The following is an 18,944-nucleotide window of genomic DNA, read 5'->3' as shown; positions in this document are numbered from 1 at the left end:
CCGACGCGCGTCCCGACCGGGCAGCGCCGGTGTCTCGGCGCGGGGTCCGGGCGGAAGCGCCGGGACGAGGGCCTGGGGCCTGACGGTACGGCGCGGGCGCCCTGGTGCGGGGACCGGAGGCGGAGCGCCGGGGGCGGGGTGTCGAATGCCACGGGGAAACGCCGGGGCGGGGGCATCGAGCCCCCTTCCGTCGTGTCGCCGCCCTGCGGCTTCCGGCGCCCGGGGTCAGCCGGGGAGCAGGGCGGTTGCGTCGGCGACAGCCAGCGCGAGGCGCTCGCAGATCTGGTCGAGTTCGTCCTCCGTTGCGGTGAAGGGCGGGGCGACGATGACGTGGTCCCCGCGGGTGCCGTCGATGGTGCCGCTGCCGGGGTAGATCGCGAGGCCCCGGGCGAGGGCCGCGTCCTTCACCAGGGTGGCGAAGCCGGTCTGCGGGGCGAAGGGCGCCTTCGTCGCCCGGTCGGCCACGAATTCGAGGCCGAGGAAGAAGCCCCGGCCGCGGATGTCGCCCACATGGGGGTGGTCGCCCAGGCGCGTCTCGATCCGGGCGCGCAGGGCGGGGGCCATCCGGGCCACGCGGCCCACGAGATCCTCCTCCGCGATGATGCGCTGCACTTCGAGCGCGCCCCGGGCGGCCAGCGGGTGGGCCTGATAGGTGTGGCCGTGCACGAAGGCGCCGGAGCCGGCCGCGAGCGCCTCGACCACCTTCGGTGCCGCGAGCATCGCGCCGATCGGCACGTAGCCGCCGCCCAGCCCCTTGGCGACGGTCTGGATGTCGGGGGTGACGCCCTCGTCCTGCCAGGCGTGCAGCCGCCCGGTCCGGCCCATGCCGGACATGATCTCGTCCAGCACCAGCAGCACGCCGTGCCGGTCGCACACCGCGCGCATGGCGCGGAAGTATCCGGGCACCGCGGGCGTGCAGCCGGAGGTGGCGCCGACAACCGTCTCCGCCACGAAGGCGGCCACGCGGTCCGCCCCGACCCCGGTGATCTCGGCCTCCAGCTCCGCGGCGAGGTGCGCCACCCAGTCCGCGTCCGACAGGCCCTCCGGCCGGTAGCGATAGGCCTGGCAGGGCGAGACATGGCTGAACCCGCTCATCAGCATGGGTTCGTAGATCGCGCGCCGGGCCGGGTGGCCGCTGGCCGAGAGCGCGCCGAAAGTGTTGCCGTGGTAGCTCTGCCGCCGGGCGATCACATGGCTGCGCGACGGGGCGCCGCGCTCCACGTGATACTGGCGGGCGAGCTTCAGCGCGCTCTCCACGCTCTCCGACCCGGAGGAGACGAAGAACGCCCGCGCGAAGGCGCCGCCGCCGCTCTCCACCAGCAGGTCGGCCAGCTCCTCGGCGGGGGTGCTGGTGAAGAAGGCGGAGTGGAGATAGGAGATCCGCGCCGCCTGGTCCGCGATCGCCGCGCCGACCCGGCGGTTGCCATGCCCGATGCAGGCGACAGCGGCCCCGCCCGCGCCGTCGAGCACCTGCGCGCCGGAGGCCAGGGTGATCCAGGACCCCGTGCCGCTGACGGCAAGGGCCGGGCCCGCCCCGGCGCGGTGCAGCACGCGGCTCATGCCAGCGCTCCCGTAGCGGCCACCCCTTCCGCAGCCGGATGCCCGGAGCAGGCGCCCGCAGCCACCGGGCGCATGGCACGAGGCCGTAGGCCGGCGGGCGCCGGGCCGGTTCCGGAAGCCGATCGGCACGGGGGCCCGGCAGGCGCGCCCCCGGCGTGGCTTGCGGAGCAGCTGCGCGCACCGGGCTGACGCGCGCAGCAGACAGGCCTGCCGGCCCGCGCGCGCCGGCGGGGAGGGCAAGGGCTCCCCCCGGCAGGCCGCGCGGGGGCATCGCCTGCGGGGCAGGGGCGGAACGGGGGCATCGCGGTCTCCTCACAGTCGGTCGGGCAGGCCGCTCCATCTACGCAGGCGGCAGCCCGCGGCGCAACGCTGCCCATGGGCGGGACGCGCGACGGGGCCCCGTGCGTCGCAGGCAGGAGGGCCACCGCGACCAGGGTGCGATGGTGTCCTGCCGGCCGTGGCGCGCCATTGCTCATGGGGCGGCGCGGTCAGGCCGCCCGGAGCGCGCCGCGCGGCGTTGCTCCTGCGCAAGGGCCGGCGGCGTGCCACGTTGCGGCAGTGCACCCGGGCCCGCCGCGTGACCGCGACGTTTTGCGCGCCACGGCCGGTGCGACAGTCCACGCACCCTTCCGGTGTCTCCTTGCATGCGCCCGTCCGGCGCCTTTGTGTCCCCGCGCTCCGCCAGTGCCGTCGTGCGCGCGTTCCGCCGATGCCTTCCTGCGCATGCTCCTCCGGTGCCTCTTTCCTGGCGCTCCTCCGGTGCCTCTTTCCTGGCGCTCCTCCGGTGCCTTCTTGCTTGCGCACCTCCGGTGCGACCTTGCCCACGCACCTGCGGTGTGCCTTCGCCCGCGCCCCTTCGGGATGCCGGGTTCGCGCAGCTCGGGGGTAAGATGGCCCGCGCTACGCCGTTGCAGGCTCGCCTGCGCATTCTCCGGTGCGCCCCGGTGCGGACATCGCTCCGGATCTCACGGAAATTCACCGCGTTTCACTTGGGTCGGGGCGGGCGGCATGCGGAACTGGCCGGCGGAGATGCCTCCGGAGCAGGCGGAGCGCAGGTCTCCGGGCCGTACCACGAGGCGGAGTCCCGATGAGGAGCAGAGCTGAAAGCAACGGCCGCGGAGCCTGCCCGACCGCGCCCGCCACGCCGGCGGAGCCGGGCCGGGGGCGCCGCCATGCCCGGGGGTGAGCCGGGGCCGGGCGCGCCGCAGCCGCTGGAGCCGATGGCGGCCGCCTTTCTCGCCACGCTCACGCCGGCGACCGCACCCTTCGCCCATCTCGACTGGCCGGGCCGCGCCCGGCTGCTCCTGCGCGCCGTCCAGCGCCGGCCCACGGGGCGGCCGGGCACGCGGGTGGAGGAGACGCGGTTTCCCGTGGGCGTGGAGGGCACGGTGCCGGTGCGCATCCTGCGCCCCGAGGGCGTGGACGGAGCCCTGCCGGGGGTGATGTATTTCCACGGCGGCGGCTGGATGCTGGGCGATGCCACCACCCATGAGCGGCTGGCCAGCGAGATCGCCGTGGCCGCGCGCGTGGCGGTGCTGGTCGTCGACCTTCCCCGCAGCCCGGAGGTGCGCTTCCCGGTGCCGCTGGAGCAGGCCTGGGCCGCCACGCTGCACGCGGCCGCGCAGGCGCCGGCGCTGGGGCTCGACCGCACCCGCCTCGCGGTGGCGGGCGATGGCACCGGTGCGACCATCGCTACCGGGGTCGCGCTGCTGGCGCGCATGCGGCGCGGGCCGGCGATCGCCTTCCAGGCGTTGCTCTACCCGGCCACCGACGCGCGCTTCGACACCGGGTCCTACCGGCGCTTCGCGGCGGGGCCCTGGCTCACCCGCGCGGCGATGATGCGCTTCTGGGACGCCTATCTCCCCGAGACCGCCGCCCGCACGGCCCCGCTCGCCGCGCCGCTGCGCGCGCACAGGGAGGAGTTGCGCGGCCTGCCCGAGACCCTGCTGCTGCTGGCCGAGCACGACGTGCTGCGCGACGAGGGCGAGGCCTACGGCCACCGGCTGCTGGAGGCCGGGGTGCGGGTGACCTCGCTGCGCTGCAACGGCACCATCCACGATTTCGCCATGCTGAACGCGCTGGCGGACTCGCCGGCCACCCGCGGCGCCATCGCCCAGCTCTCCGTGGCCCTGCGCGGCGCGCTCGCCTGACGGCGCAAGCGGCGAAAACCCGGCCGCGCGCCATCGGCCTGCGGTGCGCAGCCCTCTCGCCCCGGACGACGGCGCGTCCTGAGCCTCTCCGGAAGGCGGAGAATCCCCCGATCATACCGCGCGGCGCCCTTGCCCGGGTGCCGGGCGGGCTGCCCGGCGATCAGGGGCCACCGGCCCGGAGCCTTCGGCGGAGGGGCAGGGCGGGGCGCGGGCCTGCCGCGGGCGGTTCCGCGTCCGGAGCGGCGGGGTGCTGTCGGGGCGCGGCGCGTCGGTGCGCGGGCTCGCCGGGGGGCGGAATCGGCCCACACATGTGGCATGATCCTTCTATAATCGGGTCCGGACCCGGGTTAGACAGGCTGGCAAGCATCGCGCGGGCGGGTGATGCCGCGCAGGGCAGGGGCCCGTCCGCCTGGCCCCCCGCATGCAGGAGGATCGTCCGCTGTATTCCGACCGACCCATCCGTCCCGCGCCGCCGCCCCCCGGGGGCGTGTTCGCGTTCGGACCGTTCCGGCTGGACACGGCGCGGCGGCAGCTCCTGTGCGACGCGCGGGAGTGCCCGCTCGGCGCCCGGGCGCTGGATCTGCTGCTGGCGCTGCTGGAGGCGCCGGGGGAGCTGGTGTCCAAGAACCGGCTCTTCGACGCCGCCTGGCCGGATACGGTGGTGGACGAGTCCAACCTGCGCGCCCAGGTGGCGCTGCTGCGCAAGGCGCTGGGCGACGGCCGGGACGGCGCGCGCTACATCGTGGCGGTGCCCGGGCGCGGGTATCGCTTCGTGGCGCCGGTGGAGCGGCGCGAGAGCCGGCACGAGCCGCCGCGCGCCCGGCGCGCCCCGCACGCGCGGCCCTCGGCGGGGCTGCCGGCCTCCGCGCCGCGCCTGCCGCGGCCCATCGGGCGCGACGACATCATCGACGGGCTGGCCGGGCGGCTGCGGCGCACGCGCTTCGTGACCATCGTCGGGCCCGGCGGCATCGGCAAGACCACCGTGGCGCTGGCCGTGGCGGCGGAGCTGGCGGGCGAGTATCGCGACGGCGTGTGTTTCCTGGACCTCGCGCCCCTCGCCGCGCCGGGGCTGCTGCCCAGTGCGCTGGCCGCCGCGCTGTCGCTTCCCGGCATCACCGACGACCCCACGCCCGCGATCCTGGAGGAGCTGCGCGGCCGCGAGATGCTGGTGGTGCTCGACTGCTGCGAGCACGTGATCGAGCCTGCCGCCCTGCTCGCGGAGCGCCTGCTGCGCCAGGCGCCCCGGGTGCATGTTCTGGCCACCAGCCGCGAGCCGCTGCGCGCGGAGGGGGAGGGGGTTCACCGCCTGCCGCCGCTGGACGCGCCGCCCCTCCTGCCTGACCTCACCGCCGCGGAGGCGCTGAGCTACCCCGCGGTGCAGCTCTTCGCCGAGCGCGCCGCGGCCTGCGTGGAGGGGTTCGTGCTCACCGACGCGGAGGCGGAGGCCGCCGGGCACATCTGCCGCAAGCTCGACGGGCTCGCGCTCGCGATCGAACTGGCGGCGGCGCGGGTGGACGCGCTGGGCGTGCGGGGCCTCGCGGAGCGGCTCGACGACAGGTTCGCCGTGCTCACCCAGGGCCGCCGCACGGCCCGTTCCCGCCACCGGACCCTCGGCGCGGTGCTGGACTGGAGCTTCGATCTGCTGCCCGCCGCCGAGCGCCTGCTGCTGAACCGGCTCTCGGTGTTTCGCGGCGGCTTCTCGATGGACGCGGCGGTGGCCGTGGCCGGAGACGGGGAGGGGGACGGGGCGCTGAGCGGCATGGAGGTCTGCCAGGGCCTCGCCAACCTGGTGAGCAAGTCGCTCATCGTGGCCATGATGACGGAGGGCGCGGCGGAGTACCGGCTGCCCGATTCAACCCGGATCTATGCCCGCGCCAAGCTTGCCGCGACGCAGGACGGCGATCGGCTGGCCGAGCGGCACGCCCGGCACCTTGTGACCCTGCTCGGCGGCGGACCGGCGTCCGCCACCGCCCGCGCCGCCCATCTCGACGACGTGCGCGCCGCGCTGGAGTGGAGCTTCGGCCCGGGCGGAGACAGCGCGCTGGCCGCCACGCTCGCGGCGGCGGCCATCCCGCTGTGGATGAGCCTGTCGCTGGTCGACGAGTGCCGCCGCTGCGTCTCCCGCGCGCTGGAATGCGAGGACACCCGCGCGGACCCCCGCCTGCACATGACCCTCTGCGCCGCCTACGGCCTGTCGCTGATCTACACCCGCGGGCCCGGTGCGGAGACCGGGGAGGCGCTGTCGCAGGCGCTGCTGCGGGCGCGGGAGCTGCAGGATTCCGACCAGCAGCTGCGCGTGCTCTGGGGCCTCGGCGCCTTCCACGGCAGCCAGGGCGCCTTTCCCGCCGCCCTGCACCACGCGCAGGCCTTCCTCGCCGCCGCCGTCACCCCCGCCGACCGGCTGGTGGGTGACCGGATGATCGGCACCGTGCAGCACTTCCTCGGCGCGCAGGAAACCGCCCGCCCCGCGCTGGAGCGCCTGCTCCACGGGGGCGAGGCCCCGGCCGGGGGCACGGACATGATCCGCTTCCAGTATGACCAGCGGGTGACCGCCAGCGCCACGCTCTCCTGGGTGTGCTGGATCCTCGGCGCGCCGGACACCGCCCGGCAGCATTCCCATGACGCCCTGCAGCGCGCCACGGCCGCCGACCACCTGAACTCGCGCGTCTATGCCCTGGTCGAGAGCTGCTGCCCGATGGCGCTGCTCACCGGCGACACGGCGGCGCTGGCCAATGCCGTGGAGGCGCTGAACGCACCCGAGCGGGCGGGGCCGGTGCCGGTCTGGCGGCTGACCGGGGATCTCTACCGCGGGCTGCTCGCGCTGCGCCGCGGCCTCTACCGGCAGGGCGTGGACATGCTGTCGGAGGCGCTGGAGACCCGTCGGAGCCTGGGCTTCACCGCGCGCCACGACTTCTTCCGCGGCTGCCTCGCCGAGGCGCTGGCCCGGATGGGCGAGATCGACCGCGCCCGGGCCGAGATCGACGCCGCCCTCGCCGGGGCCGCACGCCAGAGCGAGGCCTGGTGCCGGCCCGAGCTGCTGCGCCTGAAGGGCGAGATCCTGCTTGTCGGCGGTGCGGAGGCGGAGGCCCGGGAGGCCTGGCACGCGGGGCTGGACCTCGCCCGGCGCGACAGCGCGCTGGGCTGGGAGCTGCGCCTCGCCACCAGCCTCGCGCGGCTGCTGCAGACGCGCGGCAGGCCGGTCGAGGCCCGCGCGCTGCTCGCGCCGGTCTTCGCCCGGTTCCACGAGGGCAACGACACCGCCGACCTGCGCGCCGCGCGCCACCTGCTCTCCGGCCGAAACTGACGCCCGCCCCTGCGCGGCCCCCCGCGGATGCTTGCGCAAGGGCGCGAAGGCCGTCGCTGCGCGTCCCCCCGGCCGGGCGCGAAGCCCCGGAGACAGGTCCGCGCCCCGGTGCCGGTCCCCGGTCCCATCTGCCGCTCCCCGTGCCGTCCTCCTGCCGCCTGCCGGTCTTCGTACCACCTCTGGTCCCCGCACCTCCTGCCGGACCTCGTCCCGCCCGTGGTCCCCGTCCGCCTGCCGGTCCTTGTACCGCCCGTGCCTCCGTGCGACCTGCCGGTCCTCGTCGCGCCCGCGCCCTGAGTGCCACTTGCCGGACCTTGTCCCGCCCACGGTCCCCGGTTCGCCTGCCGGTCGTCGTACTGCCCGTGCTCCCCCGCAACCTGCCTCTCCTCGTGCCGCGTGCCGCCCGCCGGTCACCGTACCGCCTGCGGTCCCAGTACCGCCTGCCGGGCCGCGGACCGGTTCCCCTGCGGCCCGCCAAGTCCCGGCCCCCCGTGCCGGTCCTTGAGCTGCCGAGCGGGACCCGGTCGGGGGTCAGCCCAGGGTTCGGGCGCACGTCCCTGGTCCGGCACCATTCCCGGTGCTGCGCCCCGCGCTTCCCGGCGCCAGATTCACGGGAATTTACGCGGTTTCACTGGGTCTTTGTGGGCCGCCCTGCGCATCCTTGCAGCGAAGTCAGGGGCCGCGGCCCGATGCCTTGCGGGGGGGCGGCAGATTGCGTGCCGGCTGGCCGGCGCCGGGGCGTCACGCGGGGCCCCGGGAAGGCGCGACGCGTCATGGCCGCTATCACGGACAGGAGCGACACCGATGCCCAGGATCACCGCCCCGGACGAAACCAGGCTCTCCTGCAAGCACCGGGGCGCGGGCACACCGGGGGTCTTCAACCACGGCCGGCCGTTGAACGCGGAGGCCCGGACGATGTGTTTCGCCGACCGCGGCTACCGCGCCATCGTGGGTGACCGGCGCGGCCACGGCCGCTCCGACCAGCCCAGGGGCGGCACCGGCATGGTCACCTGCGCCGGCGACCTCGCCACGCCGATCCTGCACGGCGATGACGTTCAGGCGGTGCCCGTCGACACCCCGGCGCGCGAGGCCGCGGCGCTGGTGCCCGATGCCGGGCTGAAGGCCTGCCCCGGCGGCGCCCACGGCCACGCCGGTACCCATCGCGACGCGGTCGACGCCGACCCTCCCGCCTGCGTGCGCGCCTGAGCGGGCGGCACCCCACCAACCCTTTTCCGGCCGGCCCGCCCCGCGCGCCCGCCCCTTCCGAGGAGACAGGTCCATGACCAACCCCAAGCTCGAAGTTCTCACCCCGCAGAACAGCCAGCTCATCTTCATCGACCAGCAGCCGCAGATGGCCTTCGGCGTGCAGTCGATCGACCGGCAGACGCTGAAGAACAATGTCGTCGGCCTCGCCAAGGCGGCGAAGATCTTCGACGTGCCGGTGACGATCACCACCGTCGAGAGCGAGAGCTTCTCCGGCTACACCTACCCCGAGCTGCTGGCGGTCTTCCCCGACGCGCCGGTGCTGGAGCGTACCTCGATGAACTCCTGGGATGACCAGAAGGTGCGCGATTCCCTCGCCGCGAACGGCCGCAAGAAGGTCGTCGTCTCCGGGCTGTGGACCGAGGTGTGCAACAACACCTTCGCCCTTTCCGCCATGCTGGAGGGCGATTACGAGATCTACATGGTCGCCGATGCCTCCGGCGGCACCTCGCTCGCGGCGCATGACTGGTCGATGCAGCGCATGGTCCAGGCCGGCGTGGTGCCGGTCACCTGGCAGCAGGTTCTGCTGGAATGGCAGCGCGACTGGGCGCGGCGCGACAGCTACGACGGGGTGATGAACGTGGTGCGCGATCATTCCGGCGCCTACGGCATGGGCGTGGATTATGCCTACACCATGGTCCACGGCGCGCCCGAGCGCGAGGCGCATGGCCCGGTGCTCGCCCCCGTTCCCGCCGGAAAAACCCCGGCCGTGGCCGAATAGCCGCCAGCGCCCCGGCGGGCCGCGCCGGCCCGTCCCTTCCCCTGGTCCGGGCGCGCGCGGCGTGCCCTGGGCAGGGGGCCCCAGAGACAGGAGAACCCCCATGCCCAGCACCATCCTGACCAACGGCCGCATCACCACCCTCGACCCCGACTGCCCGGAGGCCACCGCCCTCGCGGTGCGCGACGGGCTGATCCTCGCCACCGGTTCGGAGGCCGAAGTCCGCCGCGTGGCGGGGGACGGCGCGCGGGTGATCGACCTCGGCGGCCGCCGGGTCGTCCCGGGGCTCAATGACAGCCACACGCACCTGATCCGCGGCGGCCTGAGCTACAACATGGAGCTGCGCTGGGAGAACGTGCCCTCGGTGGCCGATGCGCTGGCGCTGCTGAAGGCCCAGGCCGCCCGCACGCCGGCTCCGCAATGGGTGCGCGTGGTCGGCGGCTGGTCCGAGTTCCAGTTCGCCGAGCGCCGCATGCCCACCCTCGAGGAGATCAACGCCGCCGCGCCGGACACCCCGGTCTTCGTGCTGCACCTCTATGCGCGCGCCATGCTCAACCGCGCCGCGCTGGAAGTGCTGGGCATCGGGCGCGACACGCCGAACCCGCCGGGCGGCGAGATCGAGCGCGACGCGCGCGGCAACCCCACCGGCATGCTGATCGCGAGACCCTCCGCGCTGATCCTCTACTCCACGCTGGCGCAGGGCCCCAAGCTGCCGCGCGAGGACCAGGTGAACTCCACCCGCCACTTCATGCGTGAGCTGAACCGGCTGGGCATCACCTCGGTGATCGATGCCGGCGGCGGCGGCCAGGCCTATCCGGAAGACTATGACGTGATCTCCGAGCTGGACGCCGCCGGCGCGATGACCGTGCGGGTCGCCTACAACCTCTTCGCCCAGAAGGCCGGCACCGAGCTGTCGGACTACGAGCGCTGGGTGGAGATGACCAGCCCCGGGGCCGGCTCGGACATGCTGCGCATGAACGGCGGCGGGGAGAACCTGGTCTGGTCCGCCGCGGATTTCGAGAACTTCCTGGAGCCGCGCCCGGACCTCTCGCCCACCATGGAGGCCGAGCTGGAGAAGATCGTCGAGCTGCTGGCCGAGCGGGAATGGCCCTTCCGCATCCACGCCACCTACGACGAATCCATCGACCGCTTCCTCACCGTGTTCGAGCGGGTGAACCAGCGCCAGCCCTTCAAGGCGCGCTTCATCATCGACCATGCCGAGACGATCACCCCGCGCAACATGGAGCGCATCGCGGCCCTGGGCGGCGGCATCGCCATCCAGCACCGCATGGCCTTCCAGGGAGAGTATTTCGTGGCCCGGTTCGGCGCGGAGGCCGCGCGCGCAACGCCGCCGGTGGCGCGGATGCTGGCCGAGGGCCTGCCGGTGGGCGCGGGCACCGACGCGACCCGTGTCGCCTCCTACGACCCCTGGGTGGCGCTGTGGTGGCTCACCACCGGGCGCAGCGTGGGCGGGCTCCAGCTCTCCGACCCGGAGAACCTGCTGGACCGCGAAACCGCGCTGCGGCTGTGGACGGAAGGGTCGGCCTGGTTCTCCGGCGAGGCGGAGAAGAAGGGCCGGCTGGCGCCCGGGCGCTTCGCAGACCTCGCCGTGCTCTCGGCCGATTACATGTCTGTGCCGGACGCGGAGATCCGCGCGATCTCCTCGGTGCTCACCATGGTGGGCGGACGCATCGTCCACGGTGGCGCGGAATTCGCCGATCTCGCCCCGCCGCTGCCGCCCGCAAGCCCGACCTGGGGCCCGGCGGCCGGCATCTCCTCGCCCGGGTCGCGCGCGCCGATGCGCCCCACCACCGCCATGGCGCGGGATTGTCACGATGCCTGCAACCACGGCTGCGGCCTGCACGGCCACAATCACGCCATCGCCTGGGCAACCCCGATCCCGGTGCGCCGGCTGAAGGAGTTCTGGGGCGCGCTCGGCTGCGGATGTTTCGCGGTTTGACCCATCGCTGCACCCCGGCGCGCTTCGGCGCGCCCGATCCCGCCCCCAATGCCGCGCCCCGTCGCGGAGAGAGGCCGACATGACCGACCCGACCTCCCCGGGCCCGCCGCCCGCCCCGCGCCCCGGGGCGGCACCCGCAGGCGCGGCACCCGCAGGCGCGGCAGCGACAGGCACGGGCGCTGCGGCACCCGCTTCGGCCTGGAGCCCGTTCCGCTACCGCGCCTTCACGCTGTTGTGGACGGCCACGCTCGTTTCGAATATCGGAACATGGATGAACGACGTCGGCTCCGGCTGGCTGATGACCGTGCTCAGCCCGTCTCCGGCGGTGGTGGCGCTGGTGCAGTCGGCCACCACGGCGCCGGTGTTCCTGTTCGCGCTGCTGGCGGGCGCCCTGGCGGACCGGATCGACCGGCGGCGCTACCTCGTCGCGGTGAACGCCATCGTGGCGGTGGTGATCGCGGTGCTGGCGCTGGTGACCTCCCTCGGCCTGATGACGCCGCTGCTGCTGCTGGTCTTCACCTTCGCCATCGGCACCGGGGCGGCCTTCGTCGCGCCGGCGTGGCAGGCGGTGGTGCCCGGGCTGGTGCCGCGCGGCGCGCTTCAGCCGGCCATCGCGCTCAACTCGATGGGCATCAACATCAGCCGCGCGATCGGGCCGGCGCTGGCCGGGGTGCTGATCACGGCCGTGGGCCTCTCCGCGCCCTTCATCGCCAACGCGGTGAGCACGGTGGTCATCGTGGTGGCGCTGCTCGCCTGGCGCCCGGCGCCGGAGCCGGCGCGCACCCTGCCGCCGGAGCCCATCCTCGGCGCCATGCTCACCGGCCTGCGCCACGCCGCGCGCAACCCGGCGCTGCGGGCGACCATGCTGCGCTCCTTCGGGTTCTTCACCTTCGCCAGCGCCTACTGGGCGCTGCTGCCGCTGGTGGCGCGCAGCCTGCCGGGCGGCGGGGCGGAACTCTACGGCGTGCTGCTGGCGGCCGTGGGGGCGGGCGCGGTGTCCGGGGCGCTGTCGCTGCCCTGGCTGCGGCGCAAGGTGGACAGCAACCTGCTGGCCGCGCTGGGCACCGGGGTGACGGCGCTGGGCATGGTGCTGCTGGGCCTCGCCGGGAACACCCCGGTGGCGCTGCTGGCGGCGGTGCTGGGCGGGCTGGGCTGGATCGCGGTGCTCACCAGCCTGAACGTCTCGGCCCAGACCGCCCTGCCGGACTGGGTGCGTGCGCGCGGCCTCGCGGTCACGCTGATGGTGTTCTTCGGCTGCATGTCGGCGGGTGCCGCGATCTGGGGACAGGTGGCGGCGGCGGGCTCCATCCGGATGGCGCTGCTCATCGCCGCGGCGGGAGCGCTCGTCGCCATCCCGCTCACCTGGCGGGCGAAGCTGGGGCAGGGCGAGGCGCTGGACCTCTCCCCGGCGCTGGGCTGGGCCGACCCGGTGATCGACCCGGAACTGGGCGAGAGCCATGACCGCGGCCCGGTGCTGGTGACCATCCGCTACGAGGTCCCGGCGGAGCTGACCGAGGGGTTCCTCGCCGCCATCGGCACCCTCTCGGGCGAGCGCTACCGCAACGGCGCGCATGACTGGGGCGTGTCGCAGGACGCGGCCGACCCGCGCATCTGGCTCGAATGGTTCTTCCTGCCAAGCTGGGTGGAGCACCTGCGCCACCACGCCCGCACCACCCGCGACGAACAGGAGGTGCATGCCTCGGTCCGCGCCTTCCATCGCGGCACGCAGGCGCCCGAGGTCCGCCATTACCTCGCGCCCGAGCGCCGCAAGGCCGGACGGCACCCGCACAGCCGGGCAGGCGCCGCCCCCGCGCCGTGAGGCGGCCCGCCCCGCCCGGGGAGGGCGCGGGAGGGGCGCGGACACCGCGGTAGCCGGGGATGCCGGGTGTGCCGCATATCCCCGGCCCGTCGCCCCCCACCCGGGCCTTCCGGACCTTCGGTCATGCCGGTGCGGGGGCAGAGCCGGTGGTGCGAACCTCCGGTCATCCCGTGGAGGGGGCGCACCGGAGATCCGCGGTTTCGCCGGCGTCGGGATGCTCCGGCACCGGGGACTCGTGGTCCTGCCGGTATGGGGCCACCCGGCGTCGGGGACCCGCGGTCTTGCCAGCGTGGGGCCGCTCCGGCACCGGGGGCTCGTGGTCCTGCCGGTGTAGGGCCACACGGCGTCGGGGACTCGCGGTCTTGCCGGAGTGGGGCCGCCCCGGTATCGGGGGCCCGCGGTTTCGCCGGTGTGAGGGCCGCCCCGGCATCGGGGAGCTGCAGTCATCCCGGCGCGCGGGCCGGGCCGGCCGTCCCGCCCCGTTGGCGGAGGCAGTGACGGGCGGGCGGCGGGGGCCGGCTTGCCGCCGGGGGCCCGTCGCGCCATGGTCCGGAAACGGCCGGGGGTGTTGGCCCAGGCGCCGGGTGGATGCCCCACGTCCCGCGGCATGGTGCGGCGGGGCCCCCTTTCGGGAGCGGAGAGATGAGCATGATCCTGTTGCTGGCCGGCCTTCTCGGCGTCATCGCCGGGTTGCGGACGATGATGGCGCCCACGGTGCTGGCCTGGGCGGCCTGGGCTGGCTGGCTGAGCCCGGAGGGCACATGGGCCGCCTTCATGGCCTCGCCCTGGGCCGTGGGCGTGCTCTCGCTGCTCGCGCTGGTGGAACTGGTGGTCGACCAGTTGCCCTCCACCGAGAGCCGCAAGGTGCCGGTGCAGTTCGGCGCGCGGCTGGTGTCCGGCGCCTTCTGCGGCGCGGTGCTGGGCACGCTGGCGGGCCAGCCGGTGGCCGGGCTGCTGGCCGGGCTGATCGGGGCAGGGCTGGGAACGCTGGGCGGCGCGGCCGCCCGGGCCCGGCTCGCGGCGGCCTTCGGGCGCGACATGCCGGCGGCCTTCATCGAGGACGCGGTCGCCATCCTCGGCGGGCTGCTCATCGTGGCGGCAGCGTGATGGAGCGCTTCGACGCCATCATCATCGGCACCGGGCAGGCCGCCCCGCCCCTCGCCGCCCGGCTGAGCGCCGAGGGCCAGCGCGTGGCGGTGATCGAGCGCAAGCTGGTCGGCGGAACCTGCGTGAATGCCGGCTGCACGCCCACCAAGGCGCTGGTGGCCTCGGCCCGGGTGGCGGAGGTGGCCCGGCGGGCAGGCGCCTACGGCGTGCGCACCGCGCCACCGGAGATCGACATGCCCGCCGTGACCGCGCGGCTTCAGGCCATCGCCGCCCGGTCCCGCACCGGTGTGGAGGCCTGGCTCGACGGCATGGCGGGGGTGACGCTGATCCGCGGCCATGCCCGGCTCGACGGGCCGAGGCAGGTGACCGTGGGCGCGCGCCGGCTTGCCGCGCCGCGGATCTTCCTCAACGTCGGCGCCCGCCCGGTGGTGCCGGACCTGCCGGGCCGCGACACGGTGCGCGTGCTCACCAGCACCGACATGCTGGCGCTGGACCGGGTGCCCGGGCACCTGCTGATCGTGGGCGGCAGCTACATCGGGCTCGAATTCGCCCAGGCGTTCCGCCGGCTGGGCGCCGAGGTCACGGTCATCGAGCGCGGCGCCGAACTGCTGGGCCGCGAGGACCCGGAGGTCTCCGCGGCCATCCGCGAGATCCTCGCGGCCGAGGGCATCGCGATCCGCACCGGCGCGGAGTGCATCTCGCTCGGCCCGGCCCCGGGCGGCGTCCGCGTGCGGCTGGACTGCCCGGCCGACGCGGCGCAGGAGATCACGGGCAGCGACCTGCTCCTCGCCGTGGGACGGGTGGCCAACACCGACGATCTCGGGCTGGAGACGGTGGGCCTCACGCCCGACGCGCGCGGCATCATCGCGGTGAACGAGCGGCTCGAAACCGGCGTGCCGGGCCTCTGGGCGCTGGGAGACTGCAACGGCCGGGGCGCCTTCACCCACACGTCGTGGAACGACCACGAGATCCTGGTGGCGAACCTGCTCGACGGCGCCGACCGCAAGGTGAGCGACCGCATCCCCGGCTACGGGCTGTTCATCGACCCGCCCCTCGGCCGGGTGGGGCTGACGGAAGCCGCCGCGCGCGCCGCCGGCCACGACATCCTCACCGCCTCGCGCCCGATGAGCCGGGTGGGCCGGGCGGTGGAGCAGGGCGAAACCATGGGCCTGATGAAGGTCGTGGTGGAGGCGGGCAGCGGCCGCATCCTCGGCGCGGCCATCCTCGGGCCGGGCGGCGACGAGGCCGTCCACGCGCTGATCGCGGCGATGACCGGCGGGCTCGACGCCCGCAGCCTGCAATGGGCGGTGCCGGTGCACCCGACGGTGGCCGAACTCATCCCGACCCTGATGGGCAGCCTGGCCCCGGTCTGAGCGGAACGGCCCGGCAACGATTGGCGCCGAAGGGCACCCAGGGTGACCGGCTTTTGCGGTGACCCGCCGACGCGTTGCACGGGCAGGGCGGAGCGGCCCGGCAAAGGCCGGGGCCGGCGCATGCCCACGGTTGTGGGTTTCCCCCGTCCGCCGATGTGCTGCCTGTCCGCGCGCGGAGCGGAGCGGAGCGGTCCGGTCCGGAGCGGCGCCGGTGGGCACCCACGATGGCGGGCTTCACGGTCCCCCGCGAGCGCACTGCCTGTCCCCGGGCTGAGCCGGGCGGCGAGCGATGTCCCATGGCTCTGCTCCGCGATCGTCAGCCGAAGCGAAACGGCCAGCGCCCCTCACGCCAGACTCTTGCACCCCCGGTCTCGCCGGTGACCGGCCGTACCGGGGCATCGGGAACGGCGCACCCCATCCCGGCCGGGCGATCCCGAGCGGGCCTCCCCGGAGCGCAAAATTCCGCTTGAACATCTGCCCGGCTGTCCATAAGAAGCGCCCTCAGAAGCGCGCTTGTCGCGCTCTGCGGAGAGGTGCCGGAGTGGTCGATCGGGGCGGTCTCGAAAACCGTTGACCTCGCAAGGGGTCCGAGGGTTCGAATCCCTCTCTCTCCGCCAATCCCGTCGATTTCCCTCCATGCTCCAATATTGCCGCCGATCACCGCATAGCCCATGCGGCATCGAAGCGCCGTTTACACGCCATTGCCCGGTACGTCCGTACCCAGGCCAGCAGCGCGGCATTTTTCGATCAGAGACGGTCGTTCCTATCAGCTCCGGGGAACGTCTGGTCTTGGTGGAAGCTGTCGATCAGGCTGGGCGGGGCGGCCGGTCGGCATTGTGCTTCACGTGGGGTGTTGGACCACTCCTGCCGTGGCCCCACAGCAGATACCGGATGGATCATTGTCGAAGGACTGCGATCGGGACGATCCGGAAAGGGGCCCTATGGAAGCCATCCGCGTCACGGCTGTCGTTCGTCCATCAAGCCGATCGCTGTGGGAACGCCCGGGCTCTCCGATAGCGGCGACAACCGGGTTATGGACGGATTGCAAACTTGGGAGATGTCGGGCCCGGGAGTCCCGGCCATGTTCCACCTCTCCGATCGCACGTCTCTTTGCGGCTACCGTCGCCGCCGGGCGATGCCCTGATCTGCTGTGCCTGGCCGACTTCGTGGAGGGGGAGAGTGGCAAGGGCGTTCACAGCCGGGCATTGTGTCGGCGCATCCTCCCGGAGGGCTTTGCCGAAGGCAGATTCGCCCTGGCCACCGGCACTCTCAAGGATCCGTCTCGGGACATTCACGTACGTGATCGTCTCCGGCATCGGAGACAGTCCGCTCGTGTCGCACCTTGCCGAAGGCTCCTTCGCGGTGCTGGTTCAGCGGCGCTGCCGCGCGCGGTCGTTCAGGATGATGGATATGAAGATCAGCAGGCCGGCCAGGGTCAGCGCGAAGCCGGCCCAGGCGGCCGAAAGCAGTCCGAATCCGGCCGTGATCACCACCCCGCCCAGCCAGGCGCCCAGGGCGTTGGCGACATTGAGGGCCGCGAGGTTCATGGCGCCGGTCAGGCTGGGCGCTTCAGGCGCGATACGGGTCAGACGGACCTGGATGCCGGGAATTGCGAACATGAGCGCAGCGCCCACGCCGAACAGGGCCGGGAATTGAACCCAGGGGGTGGCGCCTGCCAGAGCCAGCAGCGCGAGCGCGGCGAGGCCGGCCCCATACCCCGCGAGAATGGTATGGGACGGCCGGCGATCGGCAATCCGGCCGCCGACGATGTTGCCCGCGGTCATGCCGAGGCCGAAAAGGGCGAGCGCAACCGGGATGACGGACGCCGACAGGCCGGCCGCGTCGGTGACGAACGGTGCGATGAAGGTGTAGACCGCGAAGATGCTGGCGACGCCTGTTGCGGCGACCAGCAGGACTCCCCACAGGGCGGGCTTGCGCAAGGCCGACAGCTCCCGGGCAACCGAGGTGCCCTTGAGCGCCTCGGTCTTCGGCACCCCCTTGCGAAGGGCGAGAAACGCGAGCAGGCCGACCGCAGCGACGGCAAGATAGGTTTCACGCCACCCGAGGGTCTGGCCCATGAACGTCGCAAGCGGCGAACCGAAGATCGTCGCGACCGTGAGCCCGCTCATCACCATCGCGAAGGCCCTGCCGCCATTGCCCGGCCCCATGACATAGGCGGCGACCACCGCGCCGGCGCCAAAATAGGCGCCATGCGGCACGCCGGAAATGAAGCGGGCGATCATCAGCGACCCCAGGCTTCCCGCCGCGGCCGACAGCAGGTTGCCGAGGATGAAAAGCGCCACCAGGCCCAGCAGAACCACGCGCCGGTTGAGGCGCGCCGCGACAATCGTCACGAGAGGCGCGCCGACCACCACGCCCACCGCATAGGCCGTGATCGCGCTGGTGGCCTCGGGCACGGAAAGACCCAGGCTCGCCGAGTAGAGCTGGATGATGCCCATGCTGGCAAACTCGGAAGTGCCGATCGCGAAGGTGCCGAGCGCCAGCGCGAACAGCGTCAGCCTGACGTTCGGCTGCGCCGGGGCAGCGGGAGCCAGGGTCTCGGCCCCGGTGGACCGCGCGGGCGCGCAGGCTTGAGGAGCGGTCATGCGATGGTCCTTTCGATCAACTGTCGCGCGCAGCATGCCACCCGGGGGCCGGCGCGATCAGAGGGCGCCGGCTCACACGAACTGATCGCTGATTTCACAGATGAGGCGACATTCGATGCGCGTGCGGCTAAGGTCGCCGTCGATTTCGGAAGCCAGGGCACAGGTGCGACATGGACAATCGTGCAGGCGAGATGCTGGTATTCGTGCGCGTGGTGGAGGCGGGCAGCTTCTCCGAGGCCGCGCGGCTCCTGCTGATGACGCCATCCACGGTGTCGAAGCTGATCGCCCGGCTGGAAGCGCGGCTCGGCGTCCGCCTGATGGAGCGCTCGACACGCCGCCTTGCGCTGACCGCCGAAGGGCAGTTCTACTATGAACGCAGCCTCGCGCTGCTCGCTTCGCTCGACGAGACCGAGCAGCAAATCGCGCAAGGGCGGGCGGAGGCGGAAGGGATCATTCGCGTGACCGCCTCCGTCACGTTCGGGACGGCCGCGCTGGAGCCGATCCTGCCCGACTTCCTCCGGAACTATCCGGGAATAACGGTGGACCTGTCGCTGTCGGACGATGTCGTCGATCTCTATCTCGATCGCACCGACGTCGCGATCCGCGTCGGAAAGCTCCCGGATTCCAACCTCATGGCCCGCCGGATCGGCGAGACCCGCCGCCGCATCGTCGCCGCGCCGGCCTATCTCGCGCGCCACGGCACGCCGCGGGTGCCGGAGGATCTCGTCCATCACAACTGTCTCGGCTTCAACTTCCGCCGTGCGATGCCCGTCTGGCCGATGCGCCAGGGCGGCCGCATCGGCGAGCGCATGCTGAGCGGTTCGTTGCTCGTCAATAATGGCGAAACACTGCGGCGCATGGCGATCGCGGGCCTGGGCATCGTGCGGGCGGCCGACTATCATCTGCGCCAGCCGATCGCCCGCGGCGAGCTCGTCGAGATTCTTGCCGACAGCGACATCGGCGAGGCGGACGAGATCCACGCGCTGTTCCGGGGCGCGCAGTTTCTCCCCGCGCGCGTGCGGGCCTTCCTCGACTACACGGTGCCGCGCATGCAGCACTTCCTGGCCGAAGGCTGAAGGGCGGC

The 18,944-nt window shown here is 73.7% G+C and carries 11 protein-coding genes and 1 tRNA gene; 10 read left to right on the top strand and 2 right to left on the bottom strand.

What is annotated here, in order from left to right; all coding sequences use genetic code 11:
* Positions 1-225: 225 nt before the first annotated feature.
* Positions 226-1,560 (bottom strand): aspartate aminotransferase family protein, encoded by a 1,335-nt coding sequence (locus tag FDP22_RS00635; protein WP_138577271.1) that lies wholly within the window; start codon positions 1,558-1,560, stop codon positions 226-228.
* A gap of 1,172 nt (positions 1,561-2,732) precedes the next feature.
* Here FDP22_RS00635 and FDP22_RS00630 point away from each other — a divergent pair.
* The 9 genes from FDP22_RS00630 (at position 2,733) to FDP22_RS00590 (ending at position 15,871) form a co-directional block, all read left to right on the top strand.
* Entirely contained in the window at positions 2,733-3,710 is a 978-nt protein-coding gene (locus FDP22_RS00630) for an alpha/beta hydrolase (RefSeq protein ID WP_138577273.1), read from the top strand.
* Between the two features lie 487 nt (positions 3,711-4,197).
* Positions 4,198-7,014: an ATP-binding protein gene (locus FDP22_RS00625; RefSeq protein WP_170317532.1), complete on the top strand. Its 2,817-nt coding sequence runs from the start codon at positions 4,198-4,200 to the stop codon at positions 7,012-7,014.
* Between the two features lie 804 nt (positions 7,015-7,818).
* Positions 7,819-8,220 (top strand): alpha/beta hydrolase, encoded by a 402-nt coding sequence (locus tag FDP22_RS00620; protein WP_138577277.1) that lies wholly within the window; start codon positions 7,819-7,821, stop codon positions 8,218-8,220.
* Between the two features lie 73 nt (positions 8,221-8,293).
* The gene (locus FDP22_RS00615) at positions 8,294-8,998 is read left to right on the top strand and encodes a hydrolase (protein WP_138577279.1); all 705 of its coding nucleotides are present in this window, start codon (positions 8,294-8,296) and stop codon (positions 8,996-8,998) included.
* Between the two features lie 100 nt (positions 8,999-9,098).
* Positions 9,099-10,955, top strand: coding sequence for an amidohydrolase (locus tag FDP22_RS00610; RefSeq protein WP_138577281.1), 1,857 nt, complete (start codon positions 9,099-9,101; stop codon positions 10,953-10,955).
* A 79-nt stretch (positions 10,956-11,034) separates the two neighbouring features.
* Positions 11,035-12,774, top strand: coding sequence for an MFS transporter (locus tag FDP22_RS00605; RefSeq protein WP_138577283.1), 1,740 nt, complete (start codon positions 11,035-11,037; stop codon positions 12,772-12,774).
* Positions 12,775-13,416: 642 nt separating this feature from the next.
* Entirely contained in the window at positions 13,417-13,881 is a 465-nt protein-coding gene (locus tag FDP22_RS00600; RefSeq protein WP_205910820.1) for a DUF4126 family protein, read from the top strand.
* Positions 13,881-15,254 carry an FAD-containing oxidoreductase gene (locus FDP22_RS00595; protein ID WP_205910819.1) on the top strand — a complete coding sequence of 458 codons (1,374 nt, stop codon included), beginning with the start codon at positions 13,881-13,883 and terminating at the stop codon, positions 15,252-15,254. The genes FDP22_RS00600 and FDP22_RS00595 overlap by 1 nt, the downstream gene beginning before the upstream one ends.
* A gap of 527 nt (positions 15,255-15,781) precedes the next feature.
* A tRNA-Ser gene (locus tag FDP22_RS00590) sits at positions 15,782-15,871 on the top strand.
* Positions 15,872-16,624: 753 nt separating this feature from the next.
* On the opposite strand, the gene FDP22_RS00585 is transcribed toward FDP22_RS00590, so the two are convergent.
* Positions 16,625-17,860 carry an MFS transporter gene (locus tag FDP22_RS00585; RefSeq protein ID WP_138577287.1) on the bottom strand — a complete coding sequence of 412 codons (1,236 nt, stop codon included), beginning with the start codon at positions 17,858-17,860 and terminating at the stop codon, positions 16,625-16,627.
* A 170-nt stretch (positions 17,861-18,030) separates the two neighbouring features.
* Here FDP22_RS00585 and FDP22_RS00580 point away from each other — a divergent pair, with 170 nt between their 5' ends.
* The gene (locus FDP22_RS00580) at positions 18,031-18,936 is read left to right on the top strand and encodes a LysR family transcriptional regulator (RefSeq protein WP_138577289.1); all 906 of its coding nucleotides are present in this window, start codon (positions 18,031-18,033) and stop codon (positions 18,934-18,936) included.
* Positions 18,937-18,944: the final 8 nt, after the last annotated feature.

Origin of the sequence: Paroceanicella profunda (genome assembly GCF_005887635.2) — a bacterium.
Classification (GTDB): Bacteria; Pseudomonadota; Alphaproteobacteria; order Rhodobacterales; family Rhodobacteraceae; genus Paroceanicella; species Paroceanicella profunda.
This window is presented reverse-complemented; position numbering and strand designations above follow the sequence as displayed.

Excerpts from the sequence above, each read along its gene's own strand:
- FDP22_RS00635 (WP_138577271.1), bottom strand. The coding sequence starts at position 1,560 with ATGAGCCGCGTGCTGCACCGCGCCGGGGCGGGCCCGGCCCTTGCCGTC.
- FDP22_RS00630 (WP_138577273.1), top strand. The coding sequence starts at position 2,733 with ATGCCCGGGGGTGAGCCGGGGCCGGGCGCGCCGCAGCCGCTGGAGCCG.
- FDP22_RS00620 (WP_138577277.1), top strand. The coding sequence starts at position 7,819 with ATGCCCAGGATCACCGCCCCGGACGAAACCAGGCTCTCCTGCAAGCAC.
- FDP22_RS00615 (WP_138577279.1), top strand. The coding sequence starts at position 8,294 with ATGACCAACCCCAAGCTCGAAGTTCTCACCCCGCAGAACAGCCAGCTC.
- FDP22_RS00610 (WP_138577281.1), top strand. The coding sequence starts at position 9,099 with ATGCCCAGCACCATCCTGACCAACGGCCGCATCACCACCCTCGACCCC.
- FDP22_RS00605 (WP_138577283.1), top strand. The coding sequence starts at position 11,035 with ATGACCGACCCGACCTCCCCGGGCCCGCCGCCCGCCCCGCGCCCCGGG.
- FDP22_RS00600 (WP_205910820.1), top strand. The coding sequence starts at position 13,417 with ATGAGCATGATCCTGTTGCTGGCCGGCCTTCTCGGCGTCATCGCCGGG.
- FDP22_RS00595 (WP_205910819.1), top strand. The coding sequence starts at position 13,881 with ATGGAGCGCTTCGACGCCATCATCATCGGCACCGGGCAGGCCGCCCCG.
- FDP22_RS00585 (WP_138577287.1), bottom strand. The coding sequence starts at position 17,860 with ATGACCGCTCCTCAAGCCTGCGCGCCCGCGCGGTCCACCGGGGCCGAG.
- FDP22_RS00580 (WP_138577289.1), top strand. The coding sequence starts at position 18,031 with ATGGACAATCGTGCAGGCGAGATGCTGGTATTCGTGCGCGTGGTGGAG.